This is a genomic window from Paenibacillus sp. FSL H8-0261 (assembly GCF_045040645.1).
Taxonomy (GTDB): domain Bacteria; phylum Bacillota; class Bacilli; order Paenibacillales; family Paenibacillaceae; genus Paenibacillus_AQ.
This window is the reverse complement of record NZ_CP150297.1, coordinates 3,423,714-3,442,968: the sequence shown is the minus strand read 5'-3', so window position 1 is coordinate 3,442,968 and position 19,255 is coordinate 3,423,714. Positions and strand designations below refer to the sequence as shown.

17 protein-coding genes are annotated in these 19,255 nt (G+C 40.1%); 1 reads left to right on the top strand and 16 read right to left on the bottom strand.

All coding sequences use genetic code 11. The features are described 5' to 3' along the window. Positions 1-100: 100 nt before the first annotated feature. The 3 genes from MHI27_RS15305 to MHI27_RS15295 all read right to left on the bottom strand — a co-directional run bounded on the left by MHI27_RS15305 (position 101) and on the right by MHI27_RS15295 (position 4,258). Complete coding sequence (locus MHI27_RS15305; RefSeq protein WP_405176671.1) at positions 101-1,075, bottom strand: helix-turn-helix domain-containing protein; 975 nt, start codon at positions 1,073-1,075, stop codon at positions 101-103. 284 nt (positions 1,076-1,359) lie between these two features. After that, on the bottom strand, positions 1,360-3,120 hold the full coding sequence (gene dhaK, locus MHI27_RS15300) for a dihydroxyacetone kinase subunit DhaK (protein WP_405176670.1): 1,761 nt from the start codon (positions 3,118-3,120) through the stop codon (positions 1,360-1,362). Between the two features lies 1 nt (position 3,121). Continuing rightward, on the bottom strand, positions 3,122-4,258 hold the full coding sequence (locus MHI27_RS15295) for a glycerol dehydrogenase (RefSeq protein WP_405176669.1): 1,137 nt from the start codon (positions 4,256-4,258) through the stop codon (positions 3,122-3,124). Between the two features lie 202 nt (positions 4,259-4,460). Between MHI27_RS15295 and MHI27_RS15290 the strand changes: the two genes are divergently transcribed. Beyond that, complete coding sequence (locus MHI27_RS15290; RefSeq protein ID WP_405176668.1) at positions 4,461-5,495, top strand: PocR ligand-binding domain-containing protein; 1,035 nt, start codon at positions 4,461-4,463, stop codon at positions 5,493-5,495. Here MHI27_RS15290 and MHI27_RS15285 read toward each other — a convergent pair. The 13 genes from MHI27_RS15285 to MHI27_RS15225 all read right to left on the bottom strand — a co-directional run bounded on the left by MHI27_RS15285 (position 5,458) and on the right by MHI27_RS15225 (position 19,018). Continuing rightward, positions 5,458-5,994 carry a redoxin domain-containing protein gene (locus tag MHI27_RS15285; protein ID WP_405176667.1) on the bottom strand — a complete coding sequence of 179 codons (537 nt, stop codon included), beginning with the start codon at positions 5,992-5,994 and terminating at the stop codon, positions 5,458-5,460. The genes MHI27_RS15290 and MHI27_RS15285 overlap by 38 nt on opposite strands. Continuing rightward, a complete protein-coding gene (locus tag MHI27_RS15280) occupies positions 5,991-6,710 on the bottom strand; it encodes an ABC transporter ATP-binding protein (RefSeq protein WP_076299731.1) in 720 nt (239 codons plus the stop codon). Before MHI27_RS15280 ends, MHI27_RS15285 begins: the two co-directional genes overlap by 4 nt. Beyond that, positions 6,703-7,524, bottom strand: coding sequence for an ABC transporter permease (locus tag MHI27_RS15275; protein WP_149645613.1), 822 nt, complete (start codon positions 7,522-7,524; stop codon positions 6,703-6,705). Before MHI27_RS15275 ends, MHI27_RS15280 begins: the two co-directional genes overlap by 8 nt. Then, positions 7,524-8,081, bottom strand: a complete 558-nt coding sequence (locus tag MHI27_RS15270; protein WP_076286794.1) for a nitrous oxide reductase accessory protein NosL — start codon at positions 8,079-8,081, stop codon at positions 7,524-7,526. The genes MHI27_RS15275 and MHI27_RS15270 overlap by 1 nt, the downstream gene beginning before the upstream one ends. Further along, positions 8,078-9,436: a nitrous oxide reductase family maturation protein NosD gene (locus tag MHI27_RS15265; protein ID WP_405176666.1), complete on the bottom strand. Its 1,359-nt coding sequence runs from the start codon at positions 9,434-9,436 to the stop codon at positions 8,078-8,080. The genes MHI27_RS15270 and MHI27_RS15265 overlap by 4 nt, the downstream gene beginning before the upstream one ends. A gap of 200 nt (positions 9,437-9,636) precedes the next feature. Further along, positions 9,637-12,804, bottom strand: a complete 3,168-nt coding sequence (locus MHI27_RS15260; RefSeq protein ID WP_405176665.1) for an ATP-binding cassette domain-containing protein — start codon at positions 12,802-12,804, stop codon at positions 9,637-9,639. Positions 12,805-12,906: 102 nt separating this feature from the next. Then, positions 12,907-13,323, bottom strand: coding sequence for an SRPBCC domain-containing protein (locus MHI27_RS15255; RefSeq protein WP_341125173.1), 417 nt, complete (start codon positions 13,321-13,323; stop codon positions 12,907-12,909). After that, positions 13,323-13,652 carry an ArsR/SmtB family transcription factor gene (locus MHI27_RS15250; protein ID WP_371915753.1) on the bottom strand — a complete coding sequence of 110 codons (330 nt, stop codon included), beginning with the start codon at positions 13,650-13,652 and terminating at the stop codon, positions 13,323-13,325. Before MHI27_RS15250 ends, MHI27_RS15255 begins: the two co-directional genes overlap by 1 nt. A gap of 175 nt (positions 13,653-13,827) precedes the next feature. Then, entirely contained in the window at positions 13,828-14,919 is a 1,092-nt protein-coding gene (locus MHI27_RS15245; protein ID WP_405176664.1) for a Ger(x)C family spore germination protein, read from the bottom strand. After that, entirely contained in the window at positions 14,916-16,013 is a 1,098-nt protein-coding gene (locus MHI27_RS15240) for a hypothetical protein (protein ID WP_339248259.1), read from the bottom strand. The genes MHI27_RS15245 and MHI27_RS15240 overlap by 4 nt, the downstream gene beginning before the upstream one ends. A gap of 21 nt (positions 16,014-16,034) precedes the next feature. Then, positions 16,035-17,363 (bottom strand): spore germination protein, encoded by a 1,329-nt coding sequence (locus MHI27_RS15235; protein WP_339248256.1) that lies wholly within the window; start codon positions 17,361-17,363, stop codon positions 16,035-16,037. Positions 17,364-17,555: 192 nt separating this feature from the next. After that, positions 17,556-18,464: a hypothetical protein gene (locus tag MHI27_RS15230; protein WP_262495601.1), complete on the bottom strand. Its 909-nt coding sequence runs from the start codon at positions 18,462-18,464 to the stop codon at positions 17,556-17,558. Continuing rightward, complete coding sequence (locus tag MHI27_RS15225; RefSeq protein WP_405176663.1) at positions 18,461-19,018, bottom strand: RNA polymerase sigma factor; 558 nt, start codon at positions 19,016-19,018, stop codon at positions 18,461-18,463. The genes MHI27_RS15230 and MHI27_RS15225 overlap by 4 nt, the downstream gene beginning before the upstream one ends. Positions 19,019-19,255: the final 237 nt, after the last annotated feature.

Sequence of the window (19,255 nt, the reverse complement as noted above, 5' to 3'; positions counted from 1 at the left end):
TCATTCTCACTACTAGCAAGTCCGATCATACACTCTGCTGATAGGGCTAAACTACCGATAGAGGGATTGAATAACGGTTTGGCGGATATTTATTTGTTGTCTAACGTTTTTTTATTATTTCAGAAGGATTTATTCCATACTGCTTCCGAAACGCCTCCGCAAAATGACTAAAGTTGTTGTAACCTACCATCGTCGCTGTTTGACTAACACTACTCTCCCCGGAACGCATGATTTCCCATGCTTTTTCTAAACGTTTGTTCCGTAAATAGGCAAATACAGTCGTACCATACTCTTCCTTAAAACCAACTTTTAATTTGTATTCGTTAATACCCGCCAGCTTGGAAAGCTCTATGAGTGATGGAGGGTTTGCCATTTGCTCGAGTATGATTTCTCTGGCTCTCCGAATACTTTCCCGGTCAGTGCGAGATAAATGCAAGCTACGTTTAGTATGACTCTGCTCAAAAAGAAAAGCGCCCAAATATGCGGAAAGGAGTTCTAATGCCTTACCCTCTGCGTATAACCTGCGCATTGAGGTATGATATGGGCAATCTCTCAATTGAACCAATATTCGGGAGGTTTCTGGAAGAATAGGCATACGGAACATACGAAATGATTGTGTATCTAACAGCCCGGATAAACTGCAGGTAAGTGGAGATCCTTGATCTACCATCCACGAATCGAACAGTGTTACCGGTACACCAATGGACAGTAAACGGATGGGTTCAGCACTGCGATAGTGAAATTCGGCTTGGAAATCTCGCATGAGCTGCAATGAACAACTGTCGGGCACCAACTCGTGACTATTGCCTGTTACATGAACTTCTCCGCTGCCCTGCAGGCAAAAGCTTAGCTCAATCATAGCTGCTTCGGATTGAACTCGGATTAAACGATCCTCAGTGAAACGGTAATTACTATCTACAATTTCGATCCCGGAAGATGTGATAACCCTATCGACGTATCCATGGTCATTAGGTTGTGAGAAATGCATTCGCTCTGTGGTGTCCCTTATAGCCGGAGTCTCAAACAATGCATTGAAATACCCGTTATAGATGTTATGAATTGATTTTCTTGTCATTAATTCATACTCTCAGCAGATCTGTAGTATGCTGTAACCCCAATGTAGTGTTTTATCATGAGGAGATCACCTTTATTCATGTATTAAATGATAACGATTATCATTTAGATCATTATATCCGAGACATTAGCTAAACTGCAACGAACAGTTTATGAGGATTGTTAGCGTATGATTCCAAATACAAACACCCCCTCATCCTAATGGATAAGGGGGTGTCGATTTCTGTTAATCAGCTTTTAACTTTCGTAGCATTATTCAGATCCGGATTCAGTTTATATTATCTCTTATCTCATCGATTTAGCTAGCTCTGTGAAAATAACTCCAAGCGCGTAAGCTCCTGCATCCGGATAACCAATGCTGCGTTCACCTACTGTGCCTGCTCTTCCCATACGGGCGACGATATCGGAAGTCTTCCGGGCACCGAGAACTGCCGCCTCAGCAGCTTTGATAGCTGCCAGCTTTATATCTTCGCCTTGTTCTGCGCTTTGTGTCCAGGCATCCGCAAAAGGTACAAGCGCATCAATTAAAGTCTTGTCTCCAACGACAGCACCTCTCCCGAAAGACCTTTCGCCCGTATCTTGAATTCCTTTGACGACCGCTTGCATCATATTGGCAAATTCCTGAATGGATAACTCCTGCTTCTGCTGCGCAGTCTTGCTCGCAGCGCGGAAGCCCGATCCCCAGATTGGCCCGGAAGCTCCTCCACAATGCTCCATAATGATCAATGAACAAGCATCAAGGAAGTCACCGATATCACTCTGATGATTAGCTAGAATATCTTCCCATTCTACTTTCAACTGCTTAAAGCCCTTGGCTACGCTCATCCCAAAATCACCATCTCCAGCGTGGGCGTCTAGCTCGCAGAACGGTACCTCATTCTCGATAATGACCTCACTCATTTGATCGATCAAAAATACGATATTTTGTAAGGAAAACTGGTTGTTCTTAATTATCGCTGCTTCAGCATCCGTATTATTCTTGAAGGATACTGTGCTGTCTGCTTTCTCTTCCTTGATGACTTCCGTATATTTTACAGGCTCAAATGAACCTTTAACCGACAATGCCGGTGTATCACACGGAGCAGACAACCATTTCTTCAGCGTCTCATCCAGCTTCATAATCGACACTGATGCGCCAGCCATATCGATGCTGGTCATATAGTTGCCGACAAATACTTTAAATACTTGCTTATTCTTCGCCGTCAATTCACGGATCACAGAATTATTTAACAAATAAAGCTCTTGCAATGGTGTTCCACCAAATCCATTGATCAAAACAGCAACTTCTTGCTGCGACTCATCGTTCATTTGCAAGTTGCTCAGTAAAGACGTAACCATTCGCTGCGCCAGTTCATCCGCTGACACGGCTTTTTCTCTGCGAATTCCAGGTTCACCGTGAATTCCAACACCGTATTCCATCTCATCCTCTTCGATATGAAACGTCGGGGTTCCTTTGGCAGGAACGGTGCAAGATGTAAAGGCGAAGCCGATGGTGCGAACATGGTCAATCGCATGTTGCGCCGCTTCTTTTACTTCCGACAGGGACAGTCCTGCTTCTGCCGCAGCCCCGGCTACTTTATGAACGAGAACAGTTCCGGCCACCCCTCGTTTCCCTACGGTATAGAGACTGTCTTCAACGGCAATGTCATCGTCTACTTTGACATATTCCACTTGTATGCCATCTTCACTTGCGAGATGAGCCGCATTTTTAAAGTTCATGATGTCACCGCTGTAGTTCTTAATAATAAGCAGCGTTCCCTTTTTACTAGCAGAGCTACGGATCGCTTGGTAGACCTGAATCTGGGATGGAGAAGCAAACACATCGCCACACACGGCTGCATCCAGCATACCGCTGCCTACGAACCCGGCATGGGCCGGTTCATGCCCACTTCCTCCACCGCTTATAAGTGTAACTTTATCGGTGTTGATCTCTTTTTTAGAAATCACTTTGAATTTATCGTTGAAATCCAGCTCAGGATGCGCTAAGACAAGTCCATTACACATTTCCCGGACTAGCGTTTCCGGCTTATTCATAATTTTCTTCATCTTAAAGCTCCTTACTTAATTTGTATTGACGGCCTAATTGGTCAGCAGCCATAATCGCCGATGCTACGGCTTCTTCTGTAATTGGGAACGGCATCGAATGAATCGATTCCTCAGCAATACAAGCTTTTTTAGCAACCTCAAGAAGTTCTTCGTAAGTTACTTGCTCCACTCCGATATCTGCTAAGCACACCGGAAGCCCAATAGACAGGCAGAAATCCAATACTTCTCTTAATTCGGTACGGTCTGCATTTTCAAGCACCAATTGAGCAATTGTACTGAAGGCTACCTTCTCACCATGATAATAATGATGTGTTCCTTCTAAAGCTGTTAAACCATTATGGATCGCATGAATCGCAGACAAACCTCCACTTTCAAAGCCTAGTCCCGATAACAAAATATTCGTTTCGATGATATTCTCCAAGGCTGGAGTTACGATATTCAAATCACAAGCCTGCTTCGCCTTGAACCCATTTTCAAGCAAAGTGTCATAACACAGTTTGGCAAGACCTAGTGCGGTTATTGTTCCTTTAGCTTCCCCACAAACACCTTCACGAACCCCGCAAGGCAATCCCGCATTCACATTGGAATAAGAATTTGCTGTAGCTCTTGCTTCGAAATAAGTGGAGAGTGCATCTCCCATCCCTGCAACAAGAAATCTTGTTGGTGCTTTGGCAATGACTGTTGTGTCGATCATGACTACACTTGGGCTTTGCTTGAAATAAGCATAATCATCAAACTCACCTTCTGGGGTATAGAGTACCGCGGAGTGGCTTGTTGGTGCATCAGTTGCTGCTATCGTTGGAACGATAATCAATGCTTCACCTTCTGCTACGCATTTTGCCGTATCAATCGCCTTACCTCCACCCAAACCAATCGTACATGCACATTGATGTTCCTTAGCCAGAGCCTGTAATCTTGCGACTTCTTGTCTTGAGCATTCCCCATGGAAGCCACTTTCAACAAGCGTTATATTAAATTTCTGTTTAGTTGACTCCAATTTATCTTTCACACGTGTAACATCATCTGGATGTGCAATGAGCAGTGCAGAATCACCGAATGTTTTTACAAAATAGCCTAAATTCAAAAGTTCATTCTCACCTTGCACATATTTCGTCGGACTGATAAACGCTCTTCTCATTTTCATTCCTCCTAGGTTGTATATAGTTATTATTATAGATTGCTCTATTTCGGTATGCATGAAACAATAAGATCAGAATAAAGCGTTTTCTTATCGAGTTTTTTTGTCTTCTTATTAAGGAATAGTATTATCTTGTCCTTTTGAGCAAAAATTCGCTATAATATTCAATATGTTTCTATAACTTACCTAGGAGAATATCGTGATGTCCAAATCTCGATTTAATTTAGAAGAAATAATTGATTTGAAGAAATGGGAGAAACTGCAGGATTCTTTATCACTCGTGACTAAAATGGCGATTCTTACCGTAGATTATAAAGGCATTCCCGTGACTAAGCACAGCTTCTGTCAGCCTTTCTGCCAAGGCGTTCGCCAAGATTCTAATCTCTCTCCTTATTGTCAAAAATGTGATGCTCGTGCCGGCATTGAAGCTGTACGCCAGAACAAGCCTTATATTTATTTATGCCATTTCAACATTATCGATATCGCGATTCCAATTATTATTGACGATCAATATTTGGGTGCAATTATGGCCGGACAGCTTAAGCTTCGTGAACCTGATGTGTCACAACTGGAGCAGATAGTATCTAGGCCGCCTAATGTTGAGTCGAACATGAAGTTTCAAGCGCTCAAAGAGGATTACGAAGCACTTCCTGTCCTATCCTACGATGAAGTAACCAAGTGCGTGGACCTACTTCTACAGTTAAGTACTTACATCGTGGAAGAAGCCATTCAAAAGCGTACCACCGTTGATTTGTACAAAAGAGTACTGACCACAGATATCGATATATCTGCTTCAGCAGAATCTTTCGAGGAGACAGACCTTGCTTATCGCAAAATTCAGTCTCTGCAGCAAGAGTTGTCAGGAGCGCTTATTGAGACCAAATTGAAAAATGGAGCACAAAAGTTCGTCTCTTCAAATATAGTGCTTCAGCCTGCGTTCGATTACATCTATGCGCACAAAAATGAAAATTTCAGCCTAAAAGAAATGGCCAAGCTTTGTCATATCAGCCCTAGTTATTTCAGTCGCATATTTACAAAAGAAACAGGCGAGAACTTCTCCCTCTTCGTTGCCAGGCTCAAAATTGAATGGGCCAAGCAGTTGCTGGAAACCACAGACGCACCTATTAATCAAGTGAGCGATGATTTAGGATTTTGTGATACTGGTTATTTTATTAAAACCTTCAAACGGTTCGAGAATCTCACCCCGGCTGTATACCGGAATATGTATATGAATTGATTAGTTGCATTAAGGGGAAATCTGTGATTTCGCCTAATATAGCCTCTTTGATCTTTCCCTCTCCGTTTATAATAAACGTGGCAGGAAGCGCACTAACTCCGAACGAAGTAGATATTTTTCCGGTAACATCGATGACAACTGGAAAAGAAAAACTGTGATCCTTAAGATATTCTGATACTGTCCCTTTAGACTCACCAACATTAATAAACAAGGTTTCAATTTGAGAACTAGTGGATTTGTGAATGTCATTCAGAAGGGGCATTTCACGCACACATGACGTGCACCAGGAAGCCCAAAAGTTAAGCACCACAATCTGTCCCTGAAAATCGCTTAGTCGAACCTTTTTACCTTCTATAGTAGTAGCTTCAAATTCGGGAGCGATAGAGTCCACTGCAATCCTCTCAGATGAATCTCTTGTTTCATTATGGCTAAATACCCATACAACAGTCGTGACAGCTGCGATGATCACCAGCAAAGCAATGATTCGACGCATGCTCATTTCAGACCCAGACTATGATTAAAGGCTGTATACAGAGAACCAAATTTCGCATGAAATTCTTTGGTCGGACCTGAACCAACATTTCTTCCATGACTTAAAAAGACAATCTGATCTGCGATCTTATCAGCGATTTCTAACTGGTGTGTGGAGAAAATAACAGTATGCCCTTCTTCCTTGATTCTTTGGAGTAGGTCTACGAATTCATTCATCCAGAAAGGGTCAAGACCGTTTGTGGGTTCGTCCATAATTAGCAACGAAGGTTTGGCCAGCAATGCCTGAGCAAATAAGATACGCTGACGCATTCCCTTTGAAAAGGTGTTGACCAGACGATTTCGTTTATCCTGTAGACCTACTAAGCCAAGGACTTCGTTTACTCTCGCTTTGCGATTGGGTACCCTACGGAGAGCGGCCCAAAAAGTCAGAGCTTCCTCTGCCGACAGCCCCTGATTGAATTGATAATCATCCGGCATATAACCGATTTGTTTCGAGAATTGTTTGCGTGATTTGTGCCAGTATAAACCACCCACTGAGATTTCGCCCACCGAAGGCTGAAGAATACCGGCAACCATTCGCAAAACGGTACTTTTGCCAGCCCCGTTACCGCCACATAGTGCAAGTATGCTCCCAGTGGGGATTTGAAAGCTAATCTCTTCAACTATTGTTTGCTTTTTAATAACCTTAGAGATTCCTCTTACATTCACTAAGGGGTTATCCACGAGAGCGCCCCCTTTCCCATATCCAATATACAAACAGGATCGAGCTCAACATCCAGACTAGACAGACTCCCATAAACAACAAACTACCCTTCGAACCATTTATCCATTCTACCCATTGGTAATATTCAGGTCCCAGTACTGAACCTCCGCCCAGCTTAATTACAACGAATAACCGAACAAGCTCTGCAGGGTTGAGTATTGTGAATACGACCAGCAAGGGCTTAATCCAGAGATACGGCATTAAACCTAAAAAGGCGATCAAAAAGGTCGGCCACCCTATTACTGTGAAAAACCACACAGCAACAGAAACAGTCAGCGCCTGCCAGCGGTTTCTTGATAATGAACCGATAAACAAGGCGATGGTCAAGAATAGTAAAACAAGTCCTGCGGAAAAAAACAAAAATAGAAAGTAAGTAGTAGAATCATAGGCCATGCCCAAGAATCCACTAATCATTCCCATTAAACCATAGCCGAAAGCCACAACCGTAAGTAATACGACAGCCAGCCCCACATACTTGCCAAGAATAAATGACAACGTTCCTATTGGATAAGTAGATAAAAGCTGCCAACTACCTTCTTCCTTTTCTGAAGTCAGTGAAAAAGAGCCTAGAAATAAGGTCATAAGCGGCAGCAGATACAAAATCAGACTTAGCATGGAACCTGTAACTGCGGTGTATCCTTGAATCTCATTTTGTGCATTAATCAGCAGTAAGCCAAGACTAAACGCACAGAATAATGCCAAAAAAGAATAAGCCCATGGATTTCGAAACCCCATTTTAATCTCTCTGCGTGCGACTTGCAGGATATCAACCATTACATATCCATCTCTTTATCCGATGTCATACCTTCCATTTCCTCAGACTTATGCTCGTCCATATGACCTTCTCCGCCATTCATATCCATTTGCATCATATCCGTATTTTGTTTCCATTCATGCTTGGACAGATCACTTGCTGACAGAACGCTGCCAACACCTTGTTCCTTCACAAAAGCTTCGGCTGAAGCAGTGTCCTTGAAGCTGATAACTCCATAAGCCATAGGTGTGCGTAGTGTCTCATCATAGACAAAGCTTGCCTTACTGAATTCCACCCATTCTTTGTCGTTATAGTCACGGACATAATCCTTTCCAATGTTTTTGGTTCCATTCTTGTTCTTCCATTCATTCATACAACCAATATCATCAAACTTATAATTCTTCCCGTCTTTCGTTGTTAGCTGAGTAGCAAAGGCATCGTCCTTAACCTGCATATTGCAAATCGCGCAAATATCAACTTCTTCATTAATCGCCAAAGGTTCAAACTTTTTGGAACCACAAGCCGCTAGAATTAACAAACCCACCATCAACATCAGCATTAAACTCCATTTTTTCATAACCGTAATACCCCCATATATAGTATTGTGATCACAGAGAAAAACAAAAGCAGCCAACCGGCTACCATCACCGACCCTTGCCCCTCACTAACTTGTCCAACATCTGCATGAACTGAATCCAATTGCATAAGCGGCTCTGGATCGGTGGACCATTGTTCTTTATCATTTGTATACAGATCGCTTAAAAATGTCATGCCCGGTGATTGAAAAAAGAGCTGATAAGCAGCATTTTCTGTAACTAATTGCTGATAAAATGGATTAATAGCATATGGCAGATCACTTATGCCATCACCCGATACATCCAGCCCTGCGAATGAATCCCAAAAATTTCTCGTCATCTTATTATTCTTAGAATCCGTTGCCTGTGCTTCAATCACATTGGCAATAAAAGCATTCTTCTGAAAGCGGTTGCCTTCAGAACCCTCAAATTGAATCCCAATATAATTTCGGAGCACCATATTATTCTGGAGAGTGTTGTCGGATGATTGTTGCATATAGATTCCTACCCGATTTCCTTCCACGAGGTTATTTACAATCTGAGAGGTACGAACGTCAAAGAGCAGGATTCCTTGAGAATGAACATTCTGATTTTGTTTACGGAAAGAGTTTCCTGATACCATAACGTCGCTCACTCCCATCACCATCGCGCCAGTAATGTTGTATTCTCCAATATTGTTCGTAACAGATGATCCATTGATATACATACAGTGAACACCGTATCGTAAATGATAGAGCCGATTGTGATCAACCTTTGTATTGCGACTCTTCTCTAAATAAATGCCATCTCGGAGATAAGAGATTTCATTCTCTCTGATATCTGAACCATGAGAGTTATAGAGATCGATGCCATTACCTCTTTTTCCCGAAGCAGCACCTTTAGGTATAAACCAACGGATTTTATTGTTTACTATAACTCCACTATCAGACTCACGTAGCATAATGCCAAAGCCAAATGTATGTATGACTAAATCTTTCAAAGTTACCTGATCGGCTTCCACCCGAATCGCTGCTGCTTCTCCCCCGTTATGCTGCTGTATATTAAGTCCTTGAAGCTTTACCCCATCAGCCTGAATCATAACTGCAACCTCAGCATCGGGAGATGAATTTAATAGTGTTGCCCTTCCTTCCCCGCTAATCGTCAGCCTTTTATCAATTTGAACCGGACCCAGGTAAGTACCTGGAGCTAAAGTAATCGAATCTCCGATTTGGGCCGCATTAATAATCGGCTGGAGTGGAATCGCTTTCGAAGTAGTATTTGCACTGGCACTCCCACTGTAGGTCGTGATTATTAAGAAAAGGCTGAATAACATCATTAGCATTACTCTGTGGTGACAGAAACTTTTGCGTATAACCATTGTTCACCCCCTATCAGTAATTCATTCTCTAATCTATCATTTGCCTAATTGTAAAGAAAAGGAAGTTGTATGCCTATAGCTCAATGTAGCTATCCCTATTAAAAAGATGTGTCTGAATTGTGAGTTATGTCACATCGTTTGCTATCCCAAATGTGTCCAAATAATAAAAAACCGCGCATAGCGCGGTTTCATTAGGTTAACTAATTATTTTCAAGGTAATGATAAACGGCCATCATTTCTTGTTTATTTAACTCCCGAATACGATTGAAAATTGGAATATCTGCTACAGCATCAATATTTGAGCTTTCAGACATAACATCACTTACATTGCCAGTTAGCCAAGTTTGTACGTCAATGCCTTCGACAATTTCTTTACGCCCTTCATCATTAATGCCACTTGCGTAACAACTAACACATGGAATCGTTAACTTATAAACGCCATCGTGAAGTCCATCTTCGGATATGACTTTCTTTCCTTTACAGAATGGACATGGCTGACTAGCTTTTATCTTATTAATTAGAGTGACCAGTTTTTTGTAACCAAACGCTTCATAAACATAGGTCAGCTTTTTGTATTTTCCATTCGTGAAAAACTTATCAATGATGTATTCTCTGGTTTCGGTGATATTCTCAAAATCACAAATCGTAATCTGATTATTCAAGCTAATAGATTCAATACTGCCGCTAATTTCGCCCCAGAATGGCAGTGCATTTTGTAATACCATTTCATAGTGCGCAAAGCTCGCTACTTCAAGTTCAAGCATTTTTAGAGCAACTTGTATTTTCCTAGGCAATAGAGAGACATCCTCTGCTAGAACCATATCACCGCCGACAATAGCTTTCATTTTTTCAAGCACCGGTAATTTGCCAACGGTACTGATCACTTGATCAAGAGGTAGTCCAATGATCTCACGAATATCTGTGTCGCCAAACTTTAGCTTCTTATGATGATTTAGTACGGTTCCTTCACAGATTGGACAGGTAATCAGTATTTTGGATTGTTTAATATGCTCTTTAATAATCGCTTTCGATATCACCATGTAGTTCCCAATGATGTAATTAAAGCCTTCCCAAGTCCTCGTTGCCTTGCTTGCTTTATCATAAAATGACTTTTCCCAATATCCGTACCAAAAAGTATGCTTTTCTGCATCCGTCATCTCATTATAACTCTTACTGATATCTTGTCCGAGTTCATTCTTAATCTCATCAAAGATGAATTTGATTTTGGGGAATTGATAGAATTTCAGAATATCCATTGCATCTGGATGCAATAAGCCATCCCAAAATGGCACATTTTTATCCTGAAGAACAACTTCAAAATCAAATTTTTCAATGACTCGACGTCCCTTGCAGCATGGACAATGATTGTCTTGATTATAGAAATCGAAGCTATTTGTATCTTTATTGGTCGGATGTACCGTTACAATTTGGTTGATCAAGCCACCAATTTCATATAGAAAAGTATATTGACTATATAGGTGTCTTTCCAGATCAATGGCGATGACAGGTGCAATGGTATCTGATTCATATTCACCATATATCAAACGCGCCATAGAAGATAAGCTTTTTAAGATGCCACCTTTATAAACGTTTTCCGCATTTTTAAAGTAGGCAATTTGATTTTCTTTTAAATAGTTAATGCCATTTTGTTGGCGCAGTGTTGAAGAAATCTGCAATGGAGCGATATGATCTTCACTGATTTGCTGGAGATAATAATCTTCATGACTTACAACTTCTAGATGCTCAACAGGTTCAAGCTGTCTTTTACCAAAATCAACGATAAAATCAGAATTTTCCAGCATATACGAGTTATGTTCAATCATCATTATGGAGACGGATTCGTCCTGAAGAATGTCTCTAATGCTATCAATGAATTGATTTAGAATATTTTGTGATAACCCTTTGGAAGGCTCGTCAAAAATGAAAAGTGTATTGGGGTTTCTTGAACCTGCAAATAGCTCGGAGACTAAATGAACACATTGAAATTCACCTGTGGATAAAGACTGTGTTTTTCTTTCCAACGTTAAATAACCCAGCCCAAGCTTGATCAATAAACTTAAACGTTTATGAGCGATGTCTTCATTTGGCAGTTCATCAATAATATCTTCAATTGAGCGCTGAAAAATATCATCAATCTCTTCGCTATATTTTGTGAGCTTTCTCTTAATATCAAGAAAAGTCGCAACCGTAGACCGGCTGGTAATCGATTGATTTCGATCCTGCCCCACAATCACCAGCTTATCCTTGGGATATCGCTTCACAAAATCCTTGGACATACACTCATTGACCAATGTAGATTTGCCGCAGCCAGATTCCCCAGTGAACGTTACAAGTCTATTACGAGGAATCTGAATTTCGGCGATTTGAATATTACGACAGTAAAGATCATGAAAATGATAATATTCAGTTGGAGCTGCCTGATTTATTTCTCCATTGATGGGCGCCGGACGTGGCGATTCTTCAACGATTTTTCCGCCGTATTTACCACTTCCTGGTCCAAAGAATAATTGCTCGTCCGTTATGTCTAATACGGTATCCGAATGATCAATAAGCCAAATTTGATTCTTAAATCCTAGTTGTTTTATCTGCTCTAATATTTTCAAAAGGGTTTGGTGATCCAGACCCACAGAGATTTCGTCAATGATAATTACTGTATTTTCACTGGTTGCCATGAATTCTGCCAAGTAAAGTCGTGTTAACTCTCCACCTGACAAGGTACCCATTATACGATTTAAGGTTAGATAACCAATATTCATATGGATTATGTTCTTTAGAATGTTTTGTTTACCTTCACTAATGTTTAGAACTTCTGCTAGAGAAAAAATGGTTTCAATGCTTAAGTTATTAATATCGGAGATACTCTTGCCTTGACCTAATAACTCCATTTTGTATTGTTCAGCTTCGTGATTATATCGCTTACCCTTACACTTTTTACATTCGACATTTTTAGTAGTGCCGCGACCTTTACAATCTGGGCACCAGCCTAATTCATTATTAAATGAAAAAACCTCTGGCGATAGGTTATATTGTTCAGCAATCGCAACTCGAATCTCTGTGAACACACCCGTATGTGTGCCAATGGTTGAACGAGGATTGGAAGAAATCGATGATCTCCCTAGAAAAAGTACAAGTGGCATTTCTTCCATCTGAATCGCACTGAAATTAGTCTCCATAATGTTAGGGAATAAATACTGATATTCTGCCTTTGGTAATAAAGAAACGAGACGTTTCTTGGATTCTTCGCCGATGGTTTGACAAAAGGTGGTTTTACCAGATCCGGATAAACCAGCAATCCCTAGGGATTGGTCAACTGGAAGTACTGCATCTAACTTATTAATATTGTTCGCAATCAATCGGTTGATTTTCATAGTGAAATCATCTCATCTCCATTCTCTTCATTTAGTATTGCCATCATTTATTCCATTAAAAAGGGCACTTTCCATTTTCAGAAAAGCGCCCTATTCTTGAAATTACAGTTCTGCTAATACTTTTTCAAGCTGACTGCCCATATTCGTCCAAGCATATTTAGCGCCCTCGATAGCACCTTGGCGAGCTTTGGTCTCTTCACTAAATCCAGATTGAGCAAGATGCAGATGAACCTTACCATCTTCCTCTTTGCTCAAAGTCCAAGTAACTGTTGTACCTTCTCCGGCACTATGCCAAGTATAGGATAATGTATGTGGCTCATCTACTATGAGAACCTCGCAATCTACAATACCATCCCACCATTCATTTGGCTCTGCACGAAATTGAAATTTATGCCCTACGACTGGTTTAAAGTCATTGCTCCAAATCCATTTCGCAAGTGTATCTGAATCCGTCAAAGCGTTCCATACCTTCTCGATGGAGCTTGTAAATTGATAATCTAAGGATACATCTGGTTTCATTATTCTTCCTCCAATAAAAGTTTTAGTTTATCGATTCTTTCTTTCCAGAAGCCTTCGTAAAAAGATACCCAATCCCGAATTTCTTTCAATGGATTGGCATTCAAACGATACCTCGTTTCTCTACCAACCTTTCGAGCAACTACAAGATCAGCCTCTTTAAGAATAGACAAGTGCTTAGATACTGCAGTACGGCCCATTTCGAAATGAATCGTGATTTCATGTAGGGGTAATTCATCAACATCAGCCAGGATTTGAAGTAATTTTCGCCTTGTTGGATCTGCAACAGCGTCATATACATCCCTCACTTGACTATTATCGTTCAAAACCACCCCCACCTTTTCCGTAATATTACCTGTAGTGTAACCGATTATACTTCATCAGCACCAAATTGGACACCATTTAGTGTCATATTGATTATAGGACACCAAAAGGTGTCGTGTCAAGGTCCTTAAAATTTTAATATTTGATCTTTCAATGGAATAAGGCGTAAATATCGGTGCCTTGTTATTTTATTGCTCCCGTTCCCTGTATAGAAACTTTAACATTTACATCAAAAACAGCTTCGGGATAAATAGACTGCCATTGCTCCCATTCCTTATCCCCTTCATGCCGGGTAGCTCTATAGAGTAATCCAAAACCGAACGGATCTATCCCGTTTTTTTGCATCTTTTTCAGCAAGCTTGATATCTTCGTCTTTTCTTCCTGTTCAACATGCTTTTCAAATTTAGTCCAATTTTCTTCATACACCTGATTTACGAATTCTTCTACAACTCCACGCATTTGAATAGATACACGAATAACTGGTTTATTCTTATTGTTTGTATCAATCGTATAACGTCTCTTCAACTGTTCAATAGCCAAGACAAAAGGTTGACTTACCATTTTTGTGGTGATTTCGAAATGAGGATAGCTATGAAGAAGTTCTTTAAAGACGCGCGTTTCATCTGTTGTCAAACTCGTTTTTATTTTATGTTTGTCTAAAAGAGCAACCATATCAATTTTGTATACCTCTTTTTCGGTCTCGATAATAGGCAAGTAGGGGTCCATGCCCTTTTCCGTCGTTCGACGATAGAAATCATAAAGGTGTTCGGGAACCGTGAACGATGAGATTGATCCCGATTCGGACAGACTTAATAACAATGCATTACCTGAAAAATTTTCTGATTTTGGTTTCATTTTAAGAACAGTCTCCGCATTGGGCTTCCCTAATGCCACCATCCCCTCCATCGGAATATCGAATCTTCTTGACAGCCAATTAAGTGGCTCGTTGATACTCTCATGGGCTAATGATTCACCCAAAATACATATTTCTAAAAGACCAAAATTAAGATCTTTCGATGATTTTGACCTTATTCGTCCGATCGCGCCTGATATCGTTTCGGAATTTTCGCTTATAATTTGAATATTATTCACAGAAGGATCAAATTTTTGAGCAGGTAAAGCTAATTTCAATGTCACGCGATATGGATTTTTTACATCATCTGATTGATCTACTCCGATGGCGATTACGAATATTCGTTTGTCGATATCCTTGAATGCACAACCCGATTGTATAACCACTGTAAAGCAGAGAACCAATAGGATAATGTTTCTCATACTTTTCGCTTCCATTTCATTACAGCAAACAACGCAACAAGCGCGACCATCAGAAATTCGGTATAAAATCGCAACTCTAGCCAATTGACTGTATGGTTTATGATTTGTTTTAAAGTGAATGTACTGAAGTAGATTACTGTAACAATGGTAAATAGGCAACAAATTGCCCAAGATAATAGTTGTTCCTTTCGAAGATTATTTTGAAATTTCATAGAGAAGCATCCTTTCAACAGCTCAAGTCCAACATGAATGGTTACAGACGCATACACTAAGAGCAAAAAAAGGACGATGAGAAAATAAGGCATAATCGTACGTGAGAATAACCCTGACATCATACCAATTGAATCTAATGCAGAATACGTGGGGGCTATATAATTCCCCACCCCGTAAGTGCCATGAATTCCAATGGAAATAATCAAACCAGTGACTAATATATGCAAATTAACAATAAGGACAATGGGAGTGTATTTCCATTTGATTTTGCTGGGAACAACTCGATTAAATACGATTAAGCCAACAAATCCGGAGAAAACACTATTTGCAGCCGTAATCGTTCCCCATTTCGGCCAAATGAATGCATAATCTGCCATTGCTTTAATGGAATTCCACTCTATTCCTTGACTAAAGATGGCTTTTGTAAATGCATAGTACATTAAAGGAATGCAAATAAAAAGAACGATCTCAAGCGTACTTAAAATTGTTTTGCTTGACCTTGTAGCTCCCCAAGATACTGCAAGAAAAATAAATACCATAATAGTAATTGTGTTTACATCTGTTAGATATAAATTAAAAAAGGTTGATGCGTACCCTATCATGATGCATCCTTTTGTTATAGTCATAATTGAAAAGAATATTAATAATGATATTCTTGCTCCTGCCGGCAAAAACATCCGAAAGATTTCAGGCAAACCCTTCCTTGGAAAATAACCAAGTGACTTGGTCATTGTTACAAGAAATATCATGCCGCTAACCGCACTTATCACAATAGCCAGCATGCTTCCATTAAACCGTTCATTCAATAAAAGGGTATATAATAAAAGACCTGTGATGGTGATCCCATCACACCATAAAACATAAAAAACATATCGATTCAAGGAAAAATATCCTCCTTTCCTTTATAATTTCCCGAATTTTTCTTGTTCACCGATAAACACTTTTAAATAAGGTTTCCCAAAGCTTTTTAAATCGTTCAAGTAAAGGATCAAACAAAATAGTCCTGCGATTAGACCTACATATCCAAATAAACTAGCTAACAAGATGAAAGGATATTTGACAATCCGTAATGCGAAACTCATAGCATTGATCGGCACGACAAAATTGGCAATGCCAATGGCGGAAGTTACGATAATCATGATATTGCTAACCAGATTTGCCTGCTGCGCAGCTTGTCCTAGAATTAGTCCACCAACTGTCGTTGCCGCTGCGCTGATCGACTTGGGAAGCCGTATACTAGCTTCGATTAAGGTATCGATTAAGAACATCATAATGAGCACTTCAATGTACGACGGATAAGGGATACCCGCACGACTACCGGCAATAGAGAAAGCGAGCTGGGCTTGAAACAACTCAGGGTTGAAAGAGACCAGAGAAATATAAATGCCAGGAAGTAACACAGTAATGAAAATGCCGATATAACGAAGTACCACAAGACTAAAACCGACCCATAACTGCTCAAAAGTATCATCCATTGAGGAAATGAAATCATAAAAAGTAGCCGGAGCGATTAGAACGAATGGGCTACCTTCCACAAGTATAACGATTTTGCCTTGTTTCAGATTTAACGCGACGCGATCTGGTCTTTCCGTAATCATCAATATAGGAAAAAGCGAGTATTTTCGACTAGTAAGTAATCTTTGAAGGTGTGCCGCCGAAAGAATGACATCCGGTTTGACCGAAGCTAGCTGCGTTTGAAGTTCGCTCAATACTCCCTTATCAACTAGTAGACTGTCATAAATTAAACCGACTTCTGTCTGTAGTAATCCACTAACCTCTCTTTTCTCATAAACAAGATTTGGGGAGGGATAACGATTCCGAATCAAATTGAGATTTGTATCAATCACATCGCTGAATGAACGTTGCGAGCCATATATCGCTGTTTCCGAGCTTGCATCCCCAAGTTGATTATTGATCACTTTTTTCGCACTGAACAAGAAAAGCTCATTTTCCATTTGAATACAGGCATGACCAATCATCAACTTCTGTAAAATGTCTTCGTCCTTCTCCGGTTTGCTGATGTCAAGAAGAGAAGTAAGATAATCGTTGAATTCCTCTTTTCCTGGGCATTTTAGTATGGAGATGATCAGATCATCCTTAATTTTCTTTTCATCGCAAACGCTGTCCAAGTAGAGGATCTCCAACTCGATATCCTGAATTCGGACGATTTCCTCCTTCATATCACTTGAGGAAGAAAGCTGCTTCTTAATTAGTTGAAAAGCTTCGATCATGATGTAGCAATCCTCCAGTTCGTTTTTGATATCATTTCCTTTTATTCTCAGTTTTATCCTATGTAAATATACTAGTAATTGAAGGAACCATGTTCATACTCCTAGTTCTAAAACAAAAAGGCAGGAACAAGGTTTATCACCTTAGTCCTTGCCTTTCAATTACCACGTCAATTCAACTCATTACATTTTTACTCAATAAAGCGGCAACACTTCTTGTTTAAGCCCTGAAAAAAGTTCGCCGGATTGCTCAAAGAAGGTGTCAGGCAAATGATAGTAAGCATCTCCCATAGATACGACTTTTAATTCAGGAATGATATACATGCCCATATAGGTTCCATCCTTGAGGTTAAACTTTAACTGATACGATTTCCCTTGGGATTGCGCCTCTGCAATAGCCTCGTATTCTTTATTACTTAAATCAGCTGTTTTTGCGCTGTACAATCCATCAATGATAGACTCCACAGAAGCATGATCTGTCATTTTCTTTAACACGTCATTTCCCACATGATTAAGAACATGGATATCTTTTGCATGCTCTTTTAGATTAGACATATCCAGATATTCCTTAGCGGTCATCGTAGAATCGTTAGTCTTCGCCACGATTTCTGCCAAATAATAATGCTCCTCAACTTTAACAGCGATGCGGAATTGGGATGGGTACGTCGGAATTTCATATAACTTACCTCCAACAGCGAACGTAGACGAAAAATCCTTTTCTACAACTTCTCCTCCATTGTTCTTCCCGATCTCTTGGTTAATATCAAAATCTATGGTTCCAAGTGATTTTTCAGGCTTCATTCCTGTGAACTTAAACTGAGCACCATCACTTACGAATGCATAACGAAATCCGTTGTAATTTAAAATTTTCCGAACTCCGGTAGGAGCTGAAACTGGCGTTTGCTGCGAGATTTGTGGTGAATTCGTTAATGATGACTTTAGAGGAGATGTATAAATGGCCACTCCTAACACAAGTGCAGCACAAGCAGCCATGGTTCCCCACTTCGCATATGTTCTCTTATTAGTACGCCTCGCAGTGTTGGCCTTTTCCACCAGATTGCCGTCTACATAACCAATAGTCTTAAATAGATCTTTATTATTCATAGGATATAGCCCTCTTCCATAAGGTATAATTGGAGTTTTTTTCGTGTTCTAAAAAGAACCGATTTCGTTTTACTTTCACTTATTGAGAATCGAGTTGCGATATCAGCCAAAGAATCGGAATACCAGTAACGTCTAAGAAAAATATTCCGATGATCTTCATTAATCTTCAGCAGAAAATTGCTTATAGATTCAGCGATTTGTTCTTCCTCATATTGACTTTCGACATTGTCTGGAGAGGATAAACAATCATTTAATTCATCAAGAATCGTATCGAATGTTTTATTCCGCTTTTTGGCCATGTAATAATCGTGTTTATTTAACGCGATATTTCGTGTGATCCTCCCCAAAAAAGATGAGAGCTTAGCAGGCGTCTTCGGCGGTATCGTTTCCCACGCTCCTAGAAAGGTATCGTTCACGCATTCTTCCGAATCTTCAAAATTAGACAGAATGTTATGAGCAATCTTGGTACAATAATTTCTATATTTTTTGGATGTTTCTTCTATTGCTGTTTCCTTGCGGGCAAAGTACAGCTGTATGATTTCACTATCGTCCACTCCATCACTTCCGTTCAGTTTGATTAAGGCCTCACTTATAAAGTAAGAAAAGAAGGGTTTTGGTTGCAAAAAAGTTTTTTTCTTATGTACTAGTGCGGGAAATCATTTTATGTCTTCATAAGCTTCGACATTCAATGTCAATAATATGACGTGTGATCTTATCCTTTTGATTCCTATGAAAAAAGCCGGTGTACCCTTTAACGGGTAACACCGGCCAATATATTAAAAGTAGAAACT

Bases quoted from the DNA above. Each gene is read 5' to 3' on its own strand.
- MHI27_RS15305 (WP_405176671.1), bottom strand. From the start codon at position 1,075: ATGACAAGAAAATCAATTCATAACATCTATAACGGGTATTTCAATGCA.
- dhaK (WP_405176670.1), bottom strand. From the start codon at position 3,120: ATGAAGAAAATTATGAATAAGCCGGAAACGCTAGTCCGGGAAATGTGT.
- MHI27_RS15295 (WP_405176669.1), bottom strand. From the start codon at position 4,258: ATGAGAAGAGCGTTTATCAGTCCGACGAAATATGTGCAAGGTGAGAAT.
- MHI27_RS15290 (WP_405176668.1), top strand. From the start codon at position 4,461: ATGTCCAAATCTCGATTTAATTTAGAAGAAATAATTGATTTGAAGAAA.
- MHI27_RS15285 (WP_405176667.1), bottom strand. From the start codon at position 5,994: ATGAGCATGCGTCGAATCATTGCTTTGCTGGTGATCATCGCAGCTGTC.
- MHI27_RS15275 (WP_149645613.1), bottom strand. From the start codon at position 7,524: ATGGTTGATATCCTGCAAGTCGCACGCAGAGAGATTAAAATGGGGTTT.
- MHI27_RS15270 (WP_076286794.1), bottom strand. From the start codon at position 8,081: ATGAAAAAATGGAGTTTAATGCTGATGTTGATGGTGGGTTTGTTAATT.
- MHI27_RS15265 (WP_405176666.1), bottom strand. From the start codon at position 9,436: ATGGTTATACGCAAAAGTTTCTGTCACCACAGAGTAATGCTAATGATG.
- MHI27_RS15260 (WP_405176665.1), bottom strand. From the start codon at position 12,804: ATGAAAATCAACCGATTGATTGCGAACAATATTAATAAGTTAGATGCA.
- MHI27_RS15255 (WP_341125173.1), bottom strand. From the start codon at position 13,323: ATGAAACCAGATGTATCCTTAGATTATCAATTTACAAGCTCCATCGAG.
- MHI27_RS15245 (WP_405176664.1), bottom strand. From the start codon at position 14,919: ATGAGAAACATTATCCTATTGGTTCTCTGCTTTACAGTGGTTATACAA.
- MHI27_RS15235 (WP_339248256.1), bottom strand. From the start codon at position 17,363: ATGATCGAAGCTTTTCAACTAATTAAGAAGCAGCTTTCTTCCTCAAGT.
- MHI27_RS15230 (WP_262495601.1), bottom strand. From the start codon at position 18,464: ATGAATAATAAAGATCTATTTAAGACTATTGGTTATGTAGACGGCAAT.